The 20,335-nt window shown below is 49.1% G+C and carries 15 protein-coding genes; 12 read left to right on the plus strand and 3 right to left on the minus strand.

The window, feature by feature from the left end; translation table 11 throughout:
* Window positions 1–12: 12 nt before the first annotated feature.
* Window positions 13–3,267: a SusC/RagA family TonB-linked outer membrane protein gene (locus I2I11_RS17300; RefSeq protein WP_230680390.1), complete on the minus strand. Its 3,255-nt coding sequence runs from the start codon at window positions 3,265–3,267 to the stop codon at window positions 13–15.
* 485 nt (window positions 3,268–3,752) lie between these two features.
* On the opposite strand from I2I11_RS17300, the gene kduI reads away from it, so the two are divergent.
* From kduI to I2I11_RS17360, 12 genes are all read left to right on the plus strand, one after another.
* Window positions 3,753–4,592 (plus strand): 5-dehydro-4-deoxy-D-glucuronate isomerase, encoded by an 840-nt coding sequence (gene kduI, locus I2I11_RS17305; protein ID WP_196268996.1) that lies wholly within the window; start codon window positions 3,753–3,755, stop codon window positions 4,590–4,592.
* Between the two features lie 3 nt (window positions 4,593–4,595).
* On the plus strand, window positions 4,596–4,763 hold the full coding sequence (locus tag I2I11_RS17310; protein ID WP_196268997.1) for a hypothetical protein: 168 nt from the start codon (window positions 4,596–4,598) through the stop codon (window positions 4,761–4,763).
* 1 nt (window position 4,764) lies between these two features.
* Window positions 4,765–5,799 carry a LacI family DNA-binding transcriptional regulator gene (locus tag I2I11_RS17315; RefSeq protein ID WP_196268998.1) on the plus strand — a complete coding sequence of 345 codons (1,035 nt, stop codon included), beginning with the start codon at window positions 4,765–4,767 and terminating at the stop codon, window positions 5,797–5,799.
* 155 nt (window positions 5,800–5,954) lie between these two features.
* A complete protein-coding gene (locus I2I11_RS17320) occupies window positions 5,955–7,388 on the plus strand; it encodes a tagaturonate reductase (protein ID WP_196269104.1) in 1,434 nt (477 codons plus the stop codon).
* Between the two features lie 65 nt (window positions 7,389–7,453).
* Entirely contained in the window at window positions 7,454–8,854 is a 1,401-nt protein-coding gene (uxaC, locus tag I2I11_RS17325; RefSeq protein ID WP_196268999.1) for a glucuronate isomerase, read from the plus strand.
* A gap of 9 nt (window positions 8,855–8,863) precedes the next feature.
* Window positions 8,864–9,883, plus strand: a complete 1,020-nt coding sequence (locus tag I2I11_RS17330) for a sugar kinase (RefSeq protein WP_196269000.1) — start codon at window positions 8,864–8,866, stop codon at window positions 9,881–9,883.
* On the plus strand, window positions 9,873–10,535 hold the full coding sequence (locus I2I11_RS17335; RefSeq protein WP_196269001.1) for a beta/alpha barrel domain-containing protein: 663 nt from the start codon (window positions 9,873–9,875) through the stop codon (window positions 10,533–10,535). Before I2I11_RS17330 ends, I2I11_RS17335 begins: the two co-directional genes overlap by 11 nt.
* Before the next feature lie 29 nt (window positions 10,536–10,564).
* Window positions 10,565–11,878 (plus strand): MFS transporter, encoded by a 1,314-nt coding sequence (locus I2I11_RS17340; RefSeq protein ID WP_196269002.1) that lies wholly within the window; start codon window positions 10,565–10,567, stop codon window positions 11,876–11,878.
* 455 nt (window positions 11,879–12,333) lie between these two features.
* Window positions 12,334–13,638 (plus strand): DUF4861 domain-containing protein, encoded by a 1,305-nt coding sequence (locus I2I11_RS17345; protein ID WP_196269003.1) that lies wholly within the window; start codon window positions 12,334–12,336, stop codon window positions 13,636–13,638.
* A gap of 250 nt (window positions 13,639–13,888) precedes the next feature.
* Window positions 13,889–15,211 carry a glycoside hydrolase family 88/105 protein gene (locus I2I11_RS17350; RefSeq protein ID WP_230680392.1) on the plus strand — a complete coding sequence of 441 codons (1,323 nt, stop codon included), beginning with the start codon at window positions 13,889–13,891 and terminating at the stop codon, window positions 15,209–15,211.
* Between the two features lie 361 nt (window positions 15,212–15,572).
* Window positions 15,573–17,372: a rhamnogalacturonan lyase gene (locus tag I2I11_RS17355; protein WP_230680393.1), complete on the plus strand. Its 1,800-nt coding sequence runs from the start codon at window positions 15,573–15,575 to the stop codon at window positions 17,370–17,372.
* Window positions 17,373–17,395: 23 nt separating this feature from the next.
* Window positions 17,396–18,274 (plus strand): rhamnogalacturonan acetylesterase, encoded by an 879-nt coding sequence (locus I2I11_RS17360; RefSeq protein ID WP_230680394.1) that lies wholly within the window; start codon window positions 17,396–17,398, stop codon window positions 18,272–18,274.
* Window positions 18,275–18,496: 222 nt separating this feature from the next.
* On the opposite strand, the gene I2I11_RS17365 is transcribed toward I2I11_RS17360, so the two are convergent.
* Window positions 18,497–19,648, minus strand: a complete 1,152-nt coding sequence (locus I2I11_RS17365; protein ID WP_196269006.1) for a glycoside hydrolase family 88/105 protein — start codon at window positions 19,646–19,648, stop codon at window positions 18,497–18,499.
* A 68-nt stretch (window positions 19,649–19,716) separates the two neighbouring features.
* Window positions 19,717–20,025, minus strand: coding sequence for a hypothetical protein (locus I2I11_RS17370; protein WP_196269007.1), 309 nt, complete (start codon window positions 20,023–20,025; stop codon window positions 19,717–19,719).
* Between the last annotated feature and the right edge of the window lie 310 nt (window positions 20,026–20,335).

Genomic DNA, 20,335 nt, shown 5'->3' on the forward strand with positions numbered 1-20,335 from the left:
AGTGAATTGGTATTAGAAAGTAACATTAACGCCCAGGGTGAATGTGCGGCTTTTTGGATAGGCTGAGTAGTCTACCCCGGGAGTAAGCGCTGCGTAAGAACTGCTTCTGGTGGCGCTTACCTCCGGATCATATCCTGAATAATTTGTCCATAGCCACGCATTATACACAGTGCCATACACCCTGAGCTGGTTCAGACCAATTTTGGATATTAAGTTTTCAGGTAGCGAGTATCCCAATGTAACATTGCTCAACCGCAGGAAAGAACCATCTTCAATAGCCCAGGAGTGAATTACCGGCGAGGCCGTTCCCATAGAGAAGGGCGACCAGATGGTAGCATTCTGATTCAGCTCCCGTAACGCCTCCAGGTCTGTAACCAACTCACCGTTTGCATCGATGTATTTGAACCTGTTGTCAGAATTCATTGTGTTCAGCATGTTGCCATAATAGGTTCTGTGGAGCATGTTGAATGATATCTTGCCGGTATTGTACACGTCGTTGCCGTACACCCAGTTAAAGAAAGCGGAGAAATCAAAGCCTTTATAGGTAGCATTCAAACCAAAGCCACCACTATGCTTTGGCAGGGCGCTGCCAATAATCTGACGGTCACCTCCCGGCGTTATCACCCCATCTCCATCTAAATCTTTAAGCTTTAACACGCCGGGCCTTAGCGTAATACCACCAAGGTAAGAGCCGATATCAGCAACTCCTTCTTTCAGAGTATACCTGTTTGTATTAGGGTCGTATGCCTGAAAATCATCAACAGTATAATATCCGTCTGTAACATAGCCATACATCAGGCCAACAGTTTCACCAACATTTACTCTGTAATCATCCCGCTCCTTCAGGTCTGTACCAGCCCAGTTTGAATAAAACACCTTGCTGTCTACACCATCCAACTCATCAATTTTAAAGCGGTTTATGCCTATATTGAAGTTTGCTGTAAGTGTAAAATCTTCTGTCTGTACAATACTGCCATTCAGGCCCAGTTCTACTCCTCTGTTAGACGTTTGTCCGATGTTACGCAACTGTTTTGTATAGCCCAGATAAGGCGGGATGTCTGACTCTACCAACAGATCTTTGGTGATATTCCAGTAAGCATCAAAAGTACCATACAGGCGATCGTTGAATAAGCCGAAGTCAAGACCGGCATTTCTGGTTACAGTGGTTTCCCATTTCAGCGCAGGATTTACCAGCACGTCTGATGCGGCCACATAGTATGGCTGCGCAACATCGCCGAAACCAATTGGTCTGTTGTCAGAGATGGCATACGTGCGTCTGAATGCATTATCCCCGATGCGGTTATTCCCGGCTTCACCATAGCTAAGACGCAACTTCAGGTCCGTTACCACGGGAAACTGATCCATAAAGTCTTCTTCAGAAATTCGCCATGCAGCTGCAGCCGCCGGGAAGATGCCCCATTGGTTACCAGGAGCAAATTTGCTGGACCCATCCGCACGAACGGTTAAGGTAAACAGATATTTGTTCATCAGCTGGTAGTTGGCGCGGCCAAAGAAAGATAAAAGATGGTCCGGAATATCTACATAGGTCGACTGCCTGTCAGGAGTACCCAAAGCCATGTTGGCGAAAAGCACTTCAGGTTCCAGGTTCTCGGCAAAATATTTAGCTCTCTGAAATCTGGAGAAACCTGTACTCTGAATCAACTCCTGCCCTACCAGCAGGTTCAGGTCATGAATATCGTTCCGTTTTAAAGTATAATTAAGGGTGTTGGCCCAGCGATATTTTTGCCCCTGTGAATTCGTAATTTCTCCTAAGGGCAGGTTACCGCCCACGTTCCTGGATTCGCCGGTTAAAGGGCCGTAGTAGCGTTTATTTTCACCAAAGTTAAAATCAGCGCCAAACTCAGAACGATACATCAGGTCTTTTGTAATAAACCACGAAAGAGCAGCGCTCATGTTGAGCGTTTTGTTCACTCTGTTTCTGTAGTCCTGCGCAGCAAGCTCCGGCGGACTGATCATACTTCTCAGAAAATCTTCATAATCATTGCTGGCATCCGCTTCAGACGGATCAATTTCTATGGCATCAGCTATACCGTTTACAGGGCGTGTCGTTATTCCATCGGATATCCTTATGCTGGAACTGCCTGAAGTACCGGCGCCATCTATGTTGGTATTTGAAAACCGCGTAGCCAAATCAATTTTCAGTGATTTGGAAATCTCATGGTTCAGCTTAAAGTTAAGGTAGGTTCTTTCGTAAGCAGAACCTATCATCAAGCCTTCATCTTTGTTATTGGTAACACTAAAGCTCATTTTTGTCTTGTCCGTTCCTCCTGTAATACTCAGGTTATGAAACTGCGACAAGGCCGCATCCCCAAATAGTTCTTCCTGCCAATCGGTTCCGCGCTGTCTTTTATAGAGTTCCAGGTCGTCGTACACGCCAAAGTACCTGGTAAAATTTTCTACATCGGTTGTACCTCTCAATTTGGCATATTCATACTGCGCCAGCACAAACTCGTAAGGAGATAATACTTCTAACTTTCTTGGCAAAGCCCTGGCCTGCACATAGCCATTATAAGAAACAGAGGTTTTGCCGCTCTTGGCACTTTTAGTGGTAATAATAACAACACCATTTGCACCTCGGGCGCCATAAATAGCTGCTGAAGCTGCATCTTTAAGAATGTCTATGCTTGCAATGTCGGATGGCGCTATATCATTTATGCTTCCCACCGGAAAGCCGTCGACGATGTATAAGGGAGAATTATCCTGTGTAACAGAACCGCCGCCGCGCACACGGACTACGATTTCTGCACCCGGGGCACCATCGGTAGTCGTTACCTGCACGCCAGGCATTCTGCCGGTCATGGCCTCAGCTACGCTGGAAACAGGTATCTTTTTCAGTTCAGCGCCCGACATGGATGACACCGCTCCGGTTAAGTTCTCTCTCTTAATTGTTCCATAACCGATAGACACAATTTCTACCTCCTCCAGGGCTTCTGCATCGGGCGAAAGAGACACATTAATGGTTGACTGCCCATTTACGGGCACCTCCTGCGGCTCATAACCTATAAAGGAGAATACCAGTGTGCCATCTCCATCTGCCAGGGGCAAGGTATAACTGCCATCCACGCCTGTAGCAGTGCCTTGCGTTGTCCCTTTCAGGAGCACCGTCACGCCTGGCAAACCTTCCCCTTTTTCATCAGTCACTTTCCCTTTTACAGAGAAGCCCTGCGCCAGAGCCGCTGTCATGGCTGTAAGGAAAAGCGGTATCACAAACAGATACCTAACCTTTCTGAGTATAGCGTTTTGCATAGGTAAAATTTAGTTATTGTTAAATTGTTTGATTATTATCTTAAATGCTTTAAACCCTAATCTCCGGCATCCAAAGGAATTTACAGGGAGGCCAACGGCTTAAGCTTATTCCGGCAGATAAAACAAGCTTGCCCAGCTATCTTCTAGGCTGCGGCAGCTTATACCCGAACGCCAGACTGCATATAAAACCAACGCTCCATGAGGTCTGATACTGACTAATCACTTACTGTCAGCAGTTGATTGCTTGCGCAAACGATTGCATTTTATGAAAATCAATTTAGATATACAAATTTTATTGCCACAACTTGTAAATATTATTTAAAAACCTCGTTTAAAATCAAAAATGGCCTGTTCAATAAATAGCAGTACTTACTCACTATTTTCCCTACGCTATTTAATTTTTAATTTTTTGAAGCATATTACAACATTTAATCAAAATCTATTATAAATTGCGCAAACGGTTACACAAGTTAAAGTATAAATCAATGAGTATACACTACACCACCAGGCACGCCAGCCACCCCCTCGATGCCAAAGCTTATGACACCACTAAACTGCGCGAGCACTTCCTGATTGAGGATCTTTTCCAAGATGACAAGATACAGGTGGTGTATACTTTATATGACAGGTTGATTGTAGGTGGCGCCACCCCGGTAAACACGCCTTTGAAGCTGGAAACTTTTCCGACGCTCAAATCAGAGAACTTCCTGGACAGACGGGAACTGGGCATCATCAACATCGGGCCGGAAAGCACTGTCGTGGTAGACGGAGAAACATTTACCCTCGCCACCAAAGAGGCTTTGTATGTAGGAAAAGGCACAAAAAAGGTTATCTTCCAGCCTGCCAGAGCGGGTAATGCTGCATTTTACTTCAACTCTGCCCCTGCGCACCACCCTTATCCTACCAAAAAAGTATCGCTGGAACAGGCAGAAACAGTTGAGACGGGGTCGCTGGAAAACTCTAACCACCGTACTATCCGCAAACTGCTTATCAACTCCGTAGTAGAAACCTGCCAGTTGCAGATGGGCCTTACCGATCTGATGCCCGGCAGCGTATGGAACACAATGCCCGCCCATACTCACGACCGGCGAATGGAGGCTTATTTATACTTTAACCTGCCGGAAGACCAGGTGGTATGCCATTTTATGGGCGAGCCATCCGAAACGCGCCACCTGTGGGTAAAAAACCAGCAGGCGGTCATTTCGCCGCCCTGGTCTATCCATAGCGGTGCCGGTACTTCCAATTATACTTTTATCTGGGGCATGGCCGGAGAAAACCTGGACTATAACGACATGGACAAAGTAGCACCGGCCGATCTCAAGTAGCTGATGACGGTTCTGTTCAATGTACCGGGCAGCATCGCGGCGGTTATAGGAGGCGCCCACAAGCCGGAAATGGCTTTGAGCCGCGCCATACTTGTGAGCAAGGGCAACACGCCCGCTACAATGGATGCAATACTGGCTGATTACAAAGCATCCGCAGGCATATATAACTGAAATGGCAAACAAACCAAAGGTAACGATACAAGACATTGCTGCGAAGCTGAACATAACGGCTTCCACTGTGTCGCGCGCCTTAAACAATAATCCCAGGATCAGCGAAGCAACCCGCAAAGCTGTACTCAAGACCGCCAAACAGCTGGACTACCAGCCAAACAACATCGCGGCGGCGCTGCGCAATGGCAAAAGCTACATTATCGGCGTAATTGTACCCACAGCCGACCGAAGCTTTTTCGCCTCGGTGGTGCGGGGCATTGAGGAGATTGCAAACAACCTGAACTATAAAGTTATCATCTGCCAGTCTTACGACCTCTATGAAAAAGAGGTGCAGACTGTTGATGCGCTGCTGAGTGCCCGTGTAGACGGCATTATTGCTTCCATCGCAAAGACAACAAACAACTTCGACCACTTCAAAAAGGCTATCACCCAGGGAATGCCGCTGGTGCTCTTCGACAGAACAACCGATTTGCTGGAAGTGAGCCAGGTAGTAATTGATGACTATTTAGGCGCATACAAAATAGTGGACCACCTGATCCAGCAGGGTTGCCGCCGCATTGCTCACTTTACCAGCCCAAGCCAGATAAGCATTTACAAAGAGCGTTTCCGGGGATACACGGATGCGCTGAAAGCCCATGATATTCCTTTTGAAGAAGAACTGGTAGTGAAAAGCAACATGCAGCTGGAGGACGGCCGCGAAAGTATGCTGCAGCTCCTGAAGCTGAAGCAACTGCCGGACGCCGTTTTCTCTGCCAGCGACTACGGTGCCATGGGCGCCATGCAGGTGCTAAAGGAGCGTAAAATCAGTATACCGGCTCAAATTGCCCTGGCAGGTTTTGGCAACGAGCCCTTTACCTCTTTTACTGACCCTACGCTTACCACTATAGATCAGCGTAGTATAACGATGGGCAACCTGGTGGCTGAACTATTTTTCGAAAACTACAAAGCAGCCGACAAAAAATTTGTTCCTCAGAAAACAGTGCTAAAGCCGGAATTGATTATCAGGAACTCAACATTGCGAAACAAACGAGAGTAAGTTCTCATCCGCCTTGCCGGTGAGCTGGCATCGGCGGAAATGTTTTTACATGTGGTTACAATCGATCGCATGTATAGTATAACGGTTTCACCTTACAGCGGCATCAAGTATAACAGCTAAAAAGATTTCCTTTTATCCACATGAACAAAGATAGTATACAGCCATTAAACCGGGAAACAGCGCCAGCAGCAACGCAGCGGCCCGTAAAAGTCCTTCAGTTTGGTGAAGGCAATTTCCTGCGCGGCTTTGTGGACTGGATAATTGATATTCTGAATGAAAAAGCTGCCTTTAACGGCGATGTGCAGGTGGTGCAGCCCCGCGATAGAAGCCGCAGCATTATCCAGGCCCTGCAGCAGCAGGATGGCTTGTATCATGTATTGCTGAGCGGCATTCAGGATGGCAGGCTTTTGCAGGAGAAGCGGCTGATTACCTGCATTGCAGGCGCCTCGAACCCTTATGATGATTATGACGCTTACCTGAAGTATGGCGAGAACCCCGACCTGGCATTCATCTTCTCCAACACCACCGAAGCGGGTATTGCTTACGATGAGCGGGATACAAGTATAAACGCCATCCCTGCCAGCTTTCCGGGCAAACTCACCGCTTTGCTTTACCACCGTTTCAGGCACTTCGATGGCGCAGCCGGCAGCGGCCTTACCATCATCCCGACAGAATTGATTGAGAATAATGGCGATGCTTTGCGGCAGGTCGTGCTGCAGTACGCGCAGACCTGGAACCTGCCGGCAGAATTTTCTGGCTGGGTACAGGAGCACCTTATTTTCTGCAACACGCTCGTGGACCGCATTGTACCCGGTTTTCCGAAAGAGAATATCATTGAAATTCAGCAGCAGTTGGGCTACGAAGACAAGCTGGTGGTGCAGGCAGAACCTTATCACCTGCTCGTGCTGGAGGCGCCGGCGTCAGTGCAGCAGGCCTTCCCTGCCGGGGAAGCGGGCCTGCAGGTTAAACTTGTAGAAGACCTTACGCCTTACCGCACCCGCAAAGTTCGCATCCTGAACGGTGCGCATACCGTCCTGGTGCCGGTAGCTTATCTGCTGGGCCTGCGCACCGTGCGCGAGGCGGTGGAAGATGAGCAGGCAGGCACGTTTGTCCGTGAGGCTATTTTCCGGGAGATTATCCCGACGTTGGATTTACCTGAAGCTGAGTTGGAGCAGTTTGCCCGTGATGTGCTCGATCGCTTCCGCAATCCTTTTATCCGTCACGAACTGATTTCGATTGCGCTGAATGCCGTTGCCAAGTATAAAGTGCGGGTGTTGCCATCGGTGCTCGAGTATAAAAAACGCACCGGCCGCCTGCCCGACAAGCTGCTGCATGCCCTGGCTGCCCTCATCCTTTTTTATAAAGGAGTGTGGAATGGCGAGGCCATACCACTGAACGATACCCCGGAAGTACTCCATTTCTTTGCACAGGCATGGGAAAACGGGTCTGCCGCTGAAGTGGTAGGCCGGGTGCTCGCCAACAAAGATTTCTGGGATACAGATTTAACTCAGGTAGCAGGATTGCCGGACATGGTAACAGCACACCTGCAGCAACTGCTGCTTACTGAAAAGCAAATGAATAAAGCTTAAGCGGGTACCTGTGTGAACACAGCAGTCCTGTGAAGAATTATCACTGAACCTATACTAACATACAGATGTCATTCATTGACGAGAACTTTCTTTTAGAAACAAAAACTGCCCAACAGTTATACCACGGGCATGTCCAAAACATGCCCATCATTGATTACCATTGCCACCTGTCGCCTGAAGCAATTGCCAACGACAGAAAGTTTGACAACCTGACACAGATTTGGCTGGAAGGCGATCATTATAAGTGGCGTGCCATGCGCACCAATGGTATTCCGGAGAGGTATTGCACCGGCGATGCGGACGACTTTGAGAAGTTTGAGAAGTGGGCTGAAACAGTGCCCTATACCATGCGTAACCCACTTTATCACTGGACACACCTCGAGCTTAAAAGGTACTTTGGAGTAAACAAGATCCTGAAGCCTGAAACAGCCAGGGAAATTTATGAAACCTGTTCGGCACTGCTGCAAACAGATGCCTACAGTGTTCGCAATATCCTGCTGAAGATGAATGTTGCCGTGGTCTGCACCACTGATGACCCTGTTGATACCCTGGAACACCATCAGAAAATCAAAGCAGATAATTTTGCGGTACAGGTGCTTCCCGCTTTCAGGGCAGACAAAGCCATGGCTATCGAAGACCAGACAGGCTTCTTATCTTACCTTCAGAAACTGGAGCAGGCATCCGGCATTTCTATCGGCAGTTTCCGGCAGTTGCTCGGTGCCCTGGAGCAACGCCATAACTTTTTCCATGCCAACGGCTGCCGCCTCTCCGATCATGGCCTGGAAACCATGTATGCCGCCGCTTATACCGACACGGAAATTGAAGATATCCTGCAGAAAGCACTGCAGAAAAAACCGCTGAACCAGCAGGAAGTGCTGCAGTTTAAGTCAGCCATGCTGGTGCACCTGGCCCTGCTGGACCACGCCAAAGGCTGGACACAGCAGTTCCACCTCGGAGCTTTGCGCAATAACAACACCCGCATGATGCGTGAGCTGGGCGCCGACACCGGTTTTGATTCCATCGGCGATTTTGATGTAGCCCGCCCTTTGTCCAGGTTCATGGACAGGCTCGATAATTCAAACCAGCTGGCCAAGACCATACTTTACAACCTGAACCCGGCACAGAACGAACTGTATGCCACGATGATTGGCAACTTTAATGATGGCAGCACACCGGGTAAAATACAGTATGGGTCCGCCTGGTGGTTTCTGGACCAGAAGGACGGCATGGAAAAGCAACTGAATGCGCTTTCTAACATGGGCCTGCTGAGCCGCTTTGTAGGTATGCTGACCGACTCCAGGAGCTTTATGTCTTTTCCGCGGCACGAATATTTCAGAAGGATACTTTGCAACCTGCTTGGCAATGATGTGGAGCAGGGTGAATTGCCTGCCAGCGAAATGGAATGGCTAGGCCAGATGGTGGAGAACATCAGCTATTATAACGCAAAATCATACTTTAACTTTTAAGCAGCTTGTATGGGAAAAGTGCTTTCGTTCGGCGAGCTTTTGCTTCGGATTTGTCCAGATGAAAACGGGCAATGGCTGGAGGAAAACAGCCTTCCTTTTTACGTGGGCGGCGCCGAGGCCAACGTGGCCACGGCTTTAGCCCGATGGGGCATTCCGTCAGCCTACCTCACAGCGCTGCCCGACAACTATATCTCCGGTGAGCTGGTCACTTACCTGCAGAACCAGCAGGTACAGATGCGCGATACCTTTTATCATGGTGATCGCCTCGGCCTGTACTATCTTGCCAAAGGGAAAGACCTTAAAAATACAGGCGTCATTTACGACAGGAGCGGCTCAGCTTTTGCCACCCTCAGGCCCGGCATGATAAACTGGGATGCTGTTTTTGAAGGTGTCAGCTGGTTTCATTTCAGCGCCATCTGTCCCGCTATTACGCAGGCAGTGGCCGATGTATGTGCAGAAGCCCTGCAGATAGCCACACAGAAAGGAATCACTGTTTCGCTCGACTTGAACTACCGCGCCAAGCTGTGGAAGTATGGCAAAGCCCCGGAGGAAGTAATGCCGGCGCTGGCGCAACACTGTGACTTGATAATGGGCAACATCTGGGCGGCACACACCATGCTGGGCATTGCTTTAGATGAAAGCCTGACAGAAGCCAAGCACAAAGACAAGCTGGCGCAACATGCCCGCATCACATCAGAGGCCATCATTAGGCGGTTCCCCAGATGCCGTATTGTTGCCAACACCTTCCGCTTCGACCAGCAGGAACAGGGAATCCGCTACTTTACGGCCTTGTATACAGACGGCGCTCTTTCGATTTCAACAGAATACAACACCGACAAGATACTGGATAAGGTAGGCAGCGGCGACTGCTTTATGGCCGGCCTTATTTATGGCTTCTACAACAACCTGGCGCCTGCCCATACTTTGGAACTGGCAACGCTGGCTGCCTACAAAAAGCTGTTTATTCCCGGCGATGCAACCACCACGCCCATAGCAGAACTCAAAAACACCGTACCTTATGCAAACTAAAGAAAATGCCTTGGCGGCCATCCTCAGCCAGGGGCTGCTGCCGCTGTTCTTTTACGAAGATCCGGAGGTAAGCCTCCAGGTGATAAAAGCCTTGTATAAAGCCGGCATCCGGACGCTGGAGTATACCAACCGGGGGACGGCAGCGCTGGAGAACTTCACTTACCTGAAGCAGGAACTGAGCAACCAATATGCGGACCTGCACCTGGGCATCGGCACCATCAAGACAACTGCGGAGGCGGAGGCTTTCATCAAAGCCGGGGCTGATTACATTGTGTGTCCGGTCGTAAACCCGGCTGTAGCAAGTATAACCCATGAAGCCGGCCTGCTGTGGATACCGGGCTGCTTTACCCCTACCGAAATTCATGTGGCACAACAGGCTGATGCTGCCCTCATCAAGCTTTTCCCGGCTAACATACTCGGACCGTCTTATGTCGCTTCTATCAGAGAGTTGTTTGCCGGGCAGCTGTTTATACCAACCGGCGGCGTGGAGATGAACCAGCAGAACATCAGCGCCTGGTTTAAGGCAGGCGTGTGCGCCGTGGGCATGGGCAGCAAGCTCATCAGCAAAGACATACTCGAACAGCAGCAATACCAGCAGTTGCAGGAACTCACAACCCAGGCCCTGCTGCTCGTGAAAAACAGCAGAAAATAAACCTGTATTAACCTAAAGCTTCCGGAATTATGCTCAAGACTGAAACATCAACTATCACCAACCAGCCTAAAATTGGCAATTACCGCTGGGTGGTAGTCTCCCTGCTGTTCTTTGCCACTACCATCAACTACCTCGACCGGCAGGTTATTGGTTTGCTAAAGCCTACGCTGGAACAGGAATTCAACTGGTCTGAGCAGGATTACAGTTATATTGTCATGGCATTTTCGGCTGCCTATGCGCTGGGGTTGCTTGTGTTCGGAAAGCTAATTGATAAAATAGGAACCAAACTGGGTTATACCATCTCCATTGTGATTTGGAGCGTTGCAGCTATCGGCCATGCTCTGGCTAAAAGTACTTTCGGGTTTGGGGCTGCCCGCGCCGCTTTGGGTATAGGAGAAGCAGGAAACTTTCCGGCAGCCATCAAAGCGGTTGCTGAATGGTTTCCTAAACGGGAGCGTGCCCTGGCAACCGGTATTTTTAATTCCGGGGCCAACATAGGCGCTGTAGTGGCCCCTATTATGGTGCCGGCCATACTTGGCGCCTACGGCTGGCAGGAAGCTTTTATTATAACCGGCGCTATTGGTTTTGTATGGCTTGTCTTCTGGCTGATATTTTATGAAGTACCCTCCCGCCACAAACGGCTCACTGCTGAAGAATACGCGTTTATCCACAGCGACAGCGAGCAGGTGGTGATAGAACCGAAAGGCTCTGTTAGCTGGGCAAGATTACTAAGTATAAAACAGACCTGGGCTTTTATTTTTGGTAAGCTCCTGACCGATCCTATCTGGTGGTTCTTCCTGTTCTGGCTGCCTTCTTATTTCTCAACTACTTTCCACCTGGATCTGACAAAACCAAGTCTGCCGCTGGTAATTGTATACACGGCTACTACCTTTGGCAGCATTGGCGGCGGTTATCTCTCTTCTTTCTTTATCCGTAAGGGCTGGCCGGTGTTTAAAGCGCGCAAAACCGCTATGCTGGTTTTTGCCTTGTGCGTAATACCCATTATGGCGGCGCGTTATGCTACAGATATCTGGATGGCAGTGGCTTTGATTAGCCTTGCGGCGGCGGCACATCAGGCCTGGAGCGCCAATATCTTCACCATTGCTTCCGATGTATTCCCGAAGCGGGCCGTTAGTTCTGTAGTAGGCATTGGTGGTATGGCAGGCGCTGTGGGAGGCTTCCTTTTTCCGGCACTGGTAGGATTTATCCTGGACATCTACAAAAATGCAGGAAATATAACTGCCGGGTATAACATCATCTTTATCATCTGTGGCTTTGCTTACCTGCTGGCCTGGTTCCTGATGTATTTGCTGGCACCCAAAATGGAACAGGTGGAAGTATAGTAATCAGGTAAAAGATAGTATCCAGGCGTTTTCGTTAAATCATACGGTCTTCATACTTCCGGTATCAGAAATACTTAAGCACTGCGCAGGCTTTGCAGGAGGAAGGATAGTGCTTACCAAAAGTATGCACAACGATATCCATGATTATAGGATAAAGTGAATCTTGCAGTTTTACGCGCTAATCATGATTCCGATAAGGTTCAGTTGCTCATGCCGTTAATCAGTATGCTGCTTTTGGGCAGATTATCAAACTTAAAGAAATCATTATTTTTATAAAATACAGTCGGGCATCAGGTTCCGGCTTTGGTACAGGCCGGCAACCCGCAGGGTACATATTGGCCAGCAGATAGCGGTTTCAGGTATAAACTTCGCTTGAGCAAGTAAATATTACGTTCGGCATGCCTTAGCCAGTAACAGCCAGTTTAATTATTTAACACCATACAGAATCTTTACTGATGAGAAAAAGAGGAATTATCATACTTTCCTTTGCCTGCTTATGCGGCTCGCTCCTCTCCTGCGAGTCTGGAAAACAGAGTAACACGCAGGAGCTTGTGCTAACGAACCTTTCTGCTGTTAAACTGATGGACAAAGCCATCGCTATCAGCCGCGGAAAACTTTCTGAAATTCCGGAGGGAAATGTTTTTCCGGTGCTTCTAACAGAAACCGGCGATACGGTAGCAGCACAACTAGACGATCTGAATGCCGATCAGCAATGGGACGAGCTCTTCTTTGTTACCGACCTTGATGCTAGAGAAAAAATGACACTGCAGCTTTATTGGGTAAATACGCAGCCAGGCTATACAAAACGCACCAGTGTCCGGTTTGGAAAACGTTCCGCAAAGGATGCACCTGTGCAGCCTAAAACCCGGGATACGCTGCTTGCAACCCAATTGCCTAAGAGCGCCGGTTATGGATATCAGCCATACCAAACAGACGGCCCAACCTGGGAAAATGACAAAGTTGGCTTCCGCCATTATTTTGATGGCCGCAATGCGAAAGACCTGTTTGGGAAAAAGGTATCATATATGTCGCCGGACAGTGTAGGCATCAATGCCGAAGGCGCTGTAGAAGACAATTACCATGTAATGGCAGACTGGGGGCGCGATGTGATGGCCGTTGGCAATTCAGCGGGCATTGGAGGTCTTGAACTGATGATTGGCGATAGCATTTACCGCCTCGGCGTTTTGCCCAACGATACAATAAATAATGTCGAAAGCACCGTTCTTGATGTTGTTACCGAAGGTCCTGTGCGCTCTATACTTCACCTGACTTATAACAACTGGCATCCGGACGGCACCAACCGCACCTATCATTTAGAAGAGCAGCCTGCCATCTGGCCGGGCATGTATGCCTACCGCAATACAGCTACAATCTCAGGTTTGCAAGGTGATGAAATGCTGCTCATAGGGATCAACAACCTGGATCCAACCGACCCCATAAAAGAGATTCCGGTAGATGACAAATGGATAGTGCTGCTGACACACGACCGGGAGACCTACAACAAAGAATGGATACTGGGGCTGGCGCTGATACTGCCAAAAGAGCTTTACCAGGGTTACTTGGAAGCGCCCAAACAAGGAAGGCTTTCGCAGGCCTATTTTGCTAAAATGAAAGCAAAGAACAATCAACCTGTGAACTACTTCGCTGTTGGTGGCTGGGAATTAAGCCATGAGACATTTAAGGACCCTGCCTCTTTCCGGAATTATGTATTGGATTTAACGCGCCAACTGGCCGCTGATGTGGATGTGCAGGTAAAATAATAAATCATTTTTCTACACTGAGAACGGGACAGCACAGGATAGTATGTTGTGCGTAGCTGCCTATATTGACACCTACTCCTCGTTCTATCTCAACTATAAGAGTCAGACAAATTACCTGTAGAAGATGGGTACCTTATAATTATAATCCCTGCTCATGAAAACTACAGGAAAACAGCCGGCTCAAACAGACTCTCATAACATTGCTCAATGCCTATGCCTTGTAGCCAGGCCGGCTCTGGTAGCTGTAGCTTTGTCATTTTGTATTAGCCCGTATGCCGGAGCACAAACAGCCCCACAAGGCACCGATTCCACAACGCCGCTACACCTGCTGCAGCCTGATTATCCAACACCTTATGGTAAAACCACGGTAGACGATATTACAAAAGTACTGCAACGGGTATATACCTACTTAGAGGCTACTACTCCTCCTGAATTAGTAGATAAGCAAACAGGACAGGAAATAAAGAATTATAAAAATCCCGGCGACAACGCCATTCTGAAGCCCGGCGATTACAGGCTTATCAGTTACGAGTGGGGTGTAACCTATGCTGGTATGTTGTCGGCAGGAGAGGCGACCGGCGATTCGCGCTTTACAGAATATACAGCCCGCAGACTCAAATTTATTGCCAGTCTGGCCCCCTACTACTGGGCACGAATGAAAGTTAAAGCGCTGGCCGAATCGCCGCTCCGCTCCGTGCTGGAGCCGCACGCCCTCGATGATGCCGGCGCTATGTGCGCTGCCATGATCAAAGCCGAGCGTGCCGGCGTTAAAGCAAATCTAGAACCACTCATCAACAACTACATCGACTATATCAGCAATAAACAACTGCGCTTATCCGGCGGCACCCTCGCCCGTAATCGTCCGCTGCCAAATACGCTTTGGCTCGATGACCTTTTCATGAGCGTACCGGCACTGGCCCAGATGGGAAAGCTGACAGGTGAGCGCCGCTACTATGATGACGCCGTGAAACAGGTGCTGCAATTTTCGGAGCGCATGTTCAATAAGGAAAAAGGCCTTTACATGCACGGCTGGGTGCAGGGCATGGAGCCGCACCCACAGTTTCACTGGGCCCGCGCCAATGGTTGGGCCGTGATGACGATGGTAGAATTGCTGGATGTGCTGCCGAAAGATCATCCGGGTTATAACAAAGTGATGACGCAGTTGCAGGCGCATGTGAAGGGATTGGCCGCTTACCAATCTGGCGAAGGCTTCTGGCACCAGCTGGTTGATCGGAACGATACCTATCTTGAAACATCCGCCACGGCTATTTATACTTACGCCATTACCCGTGCCATAAACCGGGGCTGGCTGGACAAGCAAGCTTATGGCCCAATGGCGCTGCTGGCCTGGAATGCAGTGGCCACAAAAGTAAACGACAAAGGCCAGGTAGAAGGGACCTGCGTGGGAACAGGAATGGGCTTTGATCCTGCCTTTTACTTCTACCGCCCGGTGAATGTGTACGCCGCCCATAGCTATGGCCCGGTGCTGCTGGCAGGTGCCGAAATGATTAACCTGCTGAAAGGAAACAAGTATAAAATTAACGACAGCTCTGTTCAGTTTCCGTCACGTTAGGACTTCTGCTTATGCCACTCTTCAGGCCTTTCTCCTATACCTGACTCTTAGCTCTGCCGTTGGTTTTTAGTATGAAGGTGGCAAGCATGGCACAGGGGAAACGCAGCTATAAATTTTTCGGTTTCCTTCTGAATACCTGCGGAACAATGTGCAGCCCTTCAGCCCGGTACACCCAAACCCTCTCGGAAACTGGCTGCTGCCATGAGAATTACAGTGTAACGCCCAGAGCAGCACCAACATTTTGAAATTTAAGAATGCAACATCAATCTAAAGCGTGATGAGAAAACCAGCCGCTTATACTATACTTCTTACAGGAGTTTTATTTCTCCTGAGTCATGTATCAGCTATAGCTCAACGGCAAATGGAGTACCTTGACCGTGGCGTGGTAGCCGTGCATACAGGAGGAAATTCTGTGTATGTAGGCTGGCGTATGCTCGGAACAGAACCGGACGGAATAGCCTTCAACCTGTACCGGAAAACGGGCAATAAAAAGCCTGTAAAGCTCAATCATAAGCCTGTCATCGGGAGCACAAACTTTGTAGATGCCAAAGCGGATCTAAGCCAGCCCACAATCTATTTTGTAAAGCCTGTGCTGCAGGGAAAAGAGCAGCGCGCTTCTAAACCGGCGCAAGTATGGGAACAGAATTATCTTTCTATCCCCCTGCAGACACCTGAAGGTTACACCCCAAACGACGCCTCAGTGGGTGATCTGGATGGTGATGGTGCCTATGAAATTATTGTGCATATGACCGGGCAAAGCCGTGATACACCTTCCAATGGCTTTACGGATGCACCTATTTTTCATGCCTATAAAATGGACGGAACATTACTCTGGCAAATTAACTTGGGCAAAAACATCCGCGAGGGAGCCCATTACACCCAATTTGTTGTCATCGATATGGACGGTGATGGCATAGCAGAGTTTGCCTGCAAAACCGCTGACGGTACTATAGACGGCAAAGGCATGGTAATTGGCGATACTCTAAAAGACTGGCGCAACGGCAACGGCAAAATTCTGGAGGGGCCGGAATACTTTACTGTATTTAATGGGGAAACGGGCGAAGCGATGGCCACAGCACCTTACATCCCTGCCAGAGGCGATCTGTGCGGCTGGGGTGGCGTGGGAGGCAATGGCGGCAACGACTGCAGCGGCAACCGGGTGGATCGCTTTCTGGCCGGTGCCGCCTACCTGGATGGCAAATTGCCCAGCGTGCTGATGTGCCGTGGATATTATGGCCGTACCGTCGTTGCTGCATGGGACTGGCGCGACAACAAGCTTACCTCCCGCTGGGTGTTCGACTCTAAAAACGGGGAAAATCTTTACTCGGGTATGGGCAACCATAGCCTCAGCATCAGCGATGTGGATAATGATGGCAAAGATGAGGTTGTGTATGGCGCTATGGTGGTGGATGATGATGGCACAGGGCTCTTCTCCACCGGCCTTCGCCACGGCGATGCTTTACATGTCAGTCACTTTGACCCGTCGAGCCCGGATATGCTGGCGTTTGGCATACACGAAAATGAAACCAATACAACGGGGTATGGAGTTGCTCTTTACGATGCCCGTACAGGCAAGGTGCTTTGGGGTGCCGAAGAAGGAAAGGATATTGGCCGTGGCATGGCCGCCGACATTAACCCTCATAGTCCCGGGGCAGAAATGTGGTGGAACGGGAGCGATGGTCTCTATAATGTGAAAGGCGAGCGCATCAGCAAGGGTCCTTCCTCCACCAACTTTGGCATCTGGTGGGATGGCGACCTGTTGCGGGAGCTCCTCGACAAAAACCACATCAATAAATGGGATTATACGAACGAAACAGAAGTCCGCTTGTTTACAGCAGAAGACTGCACCTCCAACAACGGCACAAAAGCTACACCTGCTTTAAGCGCGGATCTTTTCGGCGACTGGCGTGAGGAGGTCGTCTTCCGGACGAAAGACAATAAGAACCTGCGCATCTATACTACTACCATCCCTACCAAACACCGCGTTTATACTTTAATGCATAACCCGCAATATAGGCTGAGTATTGCCTGGCAGAATGTAGGCTATAACCAGCCACCACATACCAGCTTCTTCTTTGGTGAAGGTATGCAGCAACCCCCACGGCCAAACATCACGCTTGTTCAAAATCATCAGAATGATAAAGTAAAGGTTAATCAGTAGTAACTCTTTTAAAGATAAATTCTATGGCAACATCAAATTCGCCAGCAAAAGGCAGCAACCAGCCTTTGCTCTCTAAATTCAGAAAGAAGCATGCAATGAGCCTTTTGTGCCTTTTCCTGCTTTCCTGCCTGGCTGTTAGCAGCTTTACCAGCTACCACAAACCAGACAAAGCCACGCTATACATTATCGGGGACTCAACTGTGAAGAACGGGAGTGGCACAGGCGAGGGCGGCCTGTGGGGATGGGGCGACTTTATCTCGGCTTATTTCGATTCAACAAAACTTAACGTGGAAAACCATGCCATTGGAGGCCGCAGCAGCCGTACCTTCCTCACCGAAGGACGCTGGGACAAAGTACTGGATAAGCTACAACCGGGAGATTTCGTGCTGATGCAGTTTGGCCATAACGACGGTGGCCCCATGGCCACCGGCAGAGCCAGAGCCTCCATAAAAGGAAATGGCGATGAAACGCAGGAAGTAACCTTAGAGGCAACAGGCAAAAAAGAGGTTGTGCATTCTTACGGCTGGTACATGCGCAAGTATGTGCGGGAAGCCAGGGCAAAGGGCGCCATTCCGATTGTGCTTTCCCCGGTTCCAAGAAACATCTGGAAGGATAGCAAAGTAGTTCGTGCCGCCGAAGACTATGGCAAATGGGCTGCCGAAGCTGCCAAAGCAGAAGGCGGTTATTTCATCGACCTGAATGAAATTGTAGCCCAGCATTACGAAAAGCAGAAACCGGAAGAAGTAAAAGCAAACTACTTTCCCGGAGACCACACGCATACGAACCTGGCTGGCGCCGAGCTCAATGCTGCCGCCGTGATAGAAGGTCTGCTGGCAAACAAAGAGATTCCGTTAAACGATTACCTGGTTTCTGATGCCCGGAAAAAAGTATCCGCCTTTTAATCAGCTGGCGAAGCTTCTGTTTAAACGGCGACAGGCTGCTTATACCAGCGTCTTGCATTTTGCCTACGGGTGGTGAAAGAAAATACTGAAGAGAAGACAGAAGGTTAAAGCTACTCCTGCGGTGAAAAACCCTTTCTACCAGCAGGTAGATTTTACGTTACCTGATTAAAGTACAGCAGCAATGCCCGCACACTAAAGGACTAACATTGCTGCTGTATACTTTTATTTCATCTTGAGAATTTCTGTACCGGCAAGCAGGAAGCAGCCAAGGCCATAATCTTCGAAATCCGGTTGGCTGTTGTACGTTACCGGCTGCCCGTCTTTGGGTTCTTTACCCGTGCCTTGCAGGTAACCCAAAAAACCATCCGGATGCAAGGCGTCTGTTACCATGCCATTCCAGGCTTTTACAACGACAGGCTTATACTTCCCGGCATCCAGCAAGCCATTGTTTACACCCCAGGCCATACTATAAGTAAATAAAGCCGTTCCGGATGTTTCTTTGCCTCCGAAGTGGCCTGGGTCGTGTAAGCTAACATTCCAGAAACCGTCTTCCCGCTGAAGCGGCGCCAGCGCCTCCATCATCTCCAGATACGTTTTCTCGTACTCCTCGCGGTGAGGCGCATCTTTGGGCATAATATCCAGCACCCTTGCCAGTGCTGCCGCTACCCAGCCATTGCCCCTGGACCAGTAACTGTCTTCACCATTTGGTTCTGTATACGGGGGCACGAAATCAGCATCCCGCCACCACAAGCCATCCTCAGGATTGTATAAACCACCGCCTATCTCAGTTTTGGAAGCATGAAAGAGATCATACATCTTTTCATAATAGGCATTGTCGTTGTATAGGACGCCAAGCTTTGCATACACAGGCATCGCCATTTGCAAGGCATCTATCCAATCCCAATCATCGGCCTTCTCGCTGTTCACCATGTTATCAATGGAGGCTTTTATCGCCTGTATCCGCTCCGGCTTTTGCTCCATATTATACAAGTCGATGTACGTCTGGCCGGCAGCCTGATTGTCGGCATTCCGGGTTTCTACACCATCGCGAAGTCCCCAGTTGTGCTTTTCGCCCCATTCCACTGCATAATCATAGTACCGCTGCTGCGGATCGGCCTCATACAGCGCCATCAGGCCTTCGTAGTAAACGGCGCGGGTCCAGATGTTGCTGGGCCGGGTTTTGTTGGTGGTGATCGCTTTGCCCGGATCAGGCCACTTCTGCATAAAGTAGTTGTTGGCCAGGGTCAGGGTTTTCAGGATTTCCTCCTTCTCCGGCAAACGGCCCTTAACCTTAGATGCCGCACAGGAAACTCCGACGCAGGCCACGAGTCCAATCAAAAACACATTCCGAAGTAAAATTGCTCTATGTATCATTTTATACTTGTTGTTTAGTATGATATGCTTCTATAGGTGTTATACATGCATTTTAGTGATACCTGTTTTTACTTCTTCCCATACGTCCCGGGCGGCCAGGTATCGGCCTGAAAGGGTGATGCCGGCAGCCCGGCTTTGTTAAACAGGTTTGGCTCCGGTATCCACGTACGCCCGCGGGCCAGCGGCAACGGCATTGACATTGGCTTCTCTTCCTGCATACTGGTGCAAAACAGCGGCATCGACTGCTCAATAATAGCTTCTGTCTGAAAGCCGATGATTTGTGCAAACTGCCTACCGGGTACGTCCTTATTCGCGCCTGCATCTCGCGCAAAAGATGCGGTTTCATAACTAACGTTTAGCTGCGAAATCTCCGGCAATATCTGACACGCGCTGTCAAATAACCTGAAGGCAAAGGGAGCGCTATGATTTGATACAAAAATCCTATAAACCCTTCTATAGAATAAATTATTGTTTAAAAATTTTAAGGAAGATAGGGAATAACAGGACACAACAGGATAGGTCTGCTCATTTCATCTTATACATTAGCATATATCAAACAAATATTTGCCATCGCTATCAAAAAAACACCTTGTTAGCACCTAATAGGAAAAGAATAAGAGTGGTATGAATAAACCGCTAAAGGTAATAGATCACGTCGGTTTTGATTCTGATTAAATAAAATTAAAA

This window comes from Pontibacter rufus, assembly GCF_015694705.1.
GTDB classification, from domain to species: domain Bacteria; phylum Bacteroidota; class Bacteroidia; order Cytophagales; family Hymenobacteraceae; genus Pontibacter; species Pontibacter rufus.

Bases quoted from the DNA above. Each gene is read 5' to 3' on its own strand.
- I2I11_RS17310 (WP_196268997.1), top strand. From the start codon at position 4,596: ATGACGGTTCTGTTCAATGTACCGGGCAGCATCGCGGCGGTTATAGGA.
- kduI (WP_196268996.1), top strand. From the start codon at position 3,753: ATGAGTATACACTACACCACCAGGCACGCCAGCCACCCCCTCGATGCC.
- I2I11_RS17355 (WP_230680393.1), top strand. From the start codon at position 15,573: ATGGAGTACCTTGACCGTGGCGTGGTAGCCGTGCATACAGGAGGAAAT.
- I2I11_RS17345 (WP_196269003.1), top strand. From the start codon at position 12,334: ATGAGAAAAAGAGGAATTATCATACTTTCCTTTGCCTGCTTATGCGGC.
- I2I11_RS17340 (WP_196269002.1), top strand. From the start codon at position 10,565: ATGCTCAAGACTGAAACATCAACTATCACCAACCAGCCTAAAATTGGC.
- I2I11_RS17360 (WP_230680394.1), top strand. From the start codon at position 17,396: ATGGCAACATCAAATTCGCCAGCAAAAGGCAGCAACCAGCCTTTGCTC.
- I2I11_RS17315 (WP_196268998.1), top strand. From the start codon at position 4,765: ATGGCAAACAAACCAAAGGTAACGATACAAGACATTGCTGCGAAGCTG.
- uxaC (WP_196268999.1), top strand. From the start codon at position 7,454: ATGTCATTCATTGACGAGAACTTTCTTTTAGAAACAAAAACTGCCCAA.
- I2I11_RS17335 (WP_196269001.1), top strand. From the start codon at position 9,873: ATGCAAACTAAAGAAAATGCCTTGGCGGCCATCCTCAGCCAGGGGCTG.
- I2I11_RS17365 (WP_196269006.1), bottom strand. From the start codon at position 19,648: ATGATACATAGAGCAATTTTACTTCGGAATGTGTTTTTGATTGGACTC.
- I2I11_RS17330 (WP_196269000.1), top strand. From the start codon at position 8,864: ATGGGAAAAGTGCTTTCGTTCGGCGAGCTTTTGCTTCGGATTTGTCCA.
- I2I11_RS17300 (WP_230680390.1), bottom strand. From the start codon at position 3,267: ATGCAAAACGCTATACTCAGAAAGGTTAGGTATCTGTTTGTGATACCG.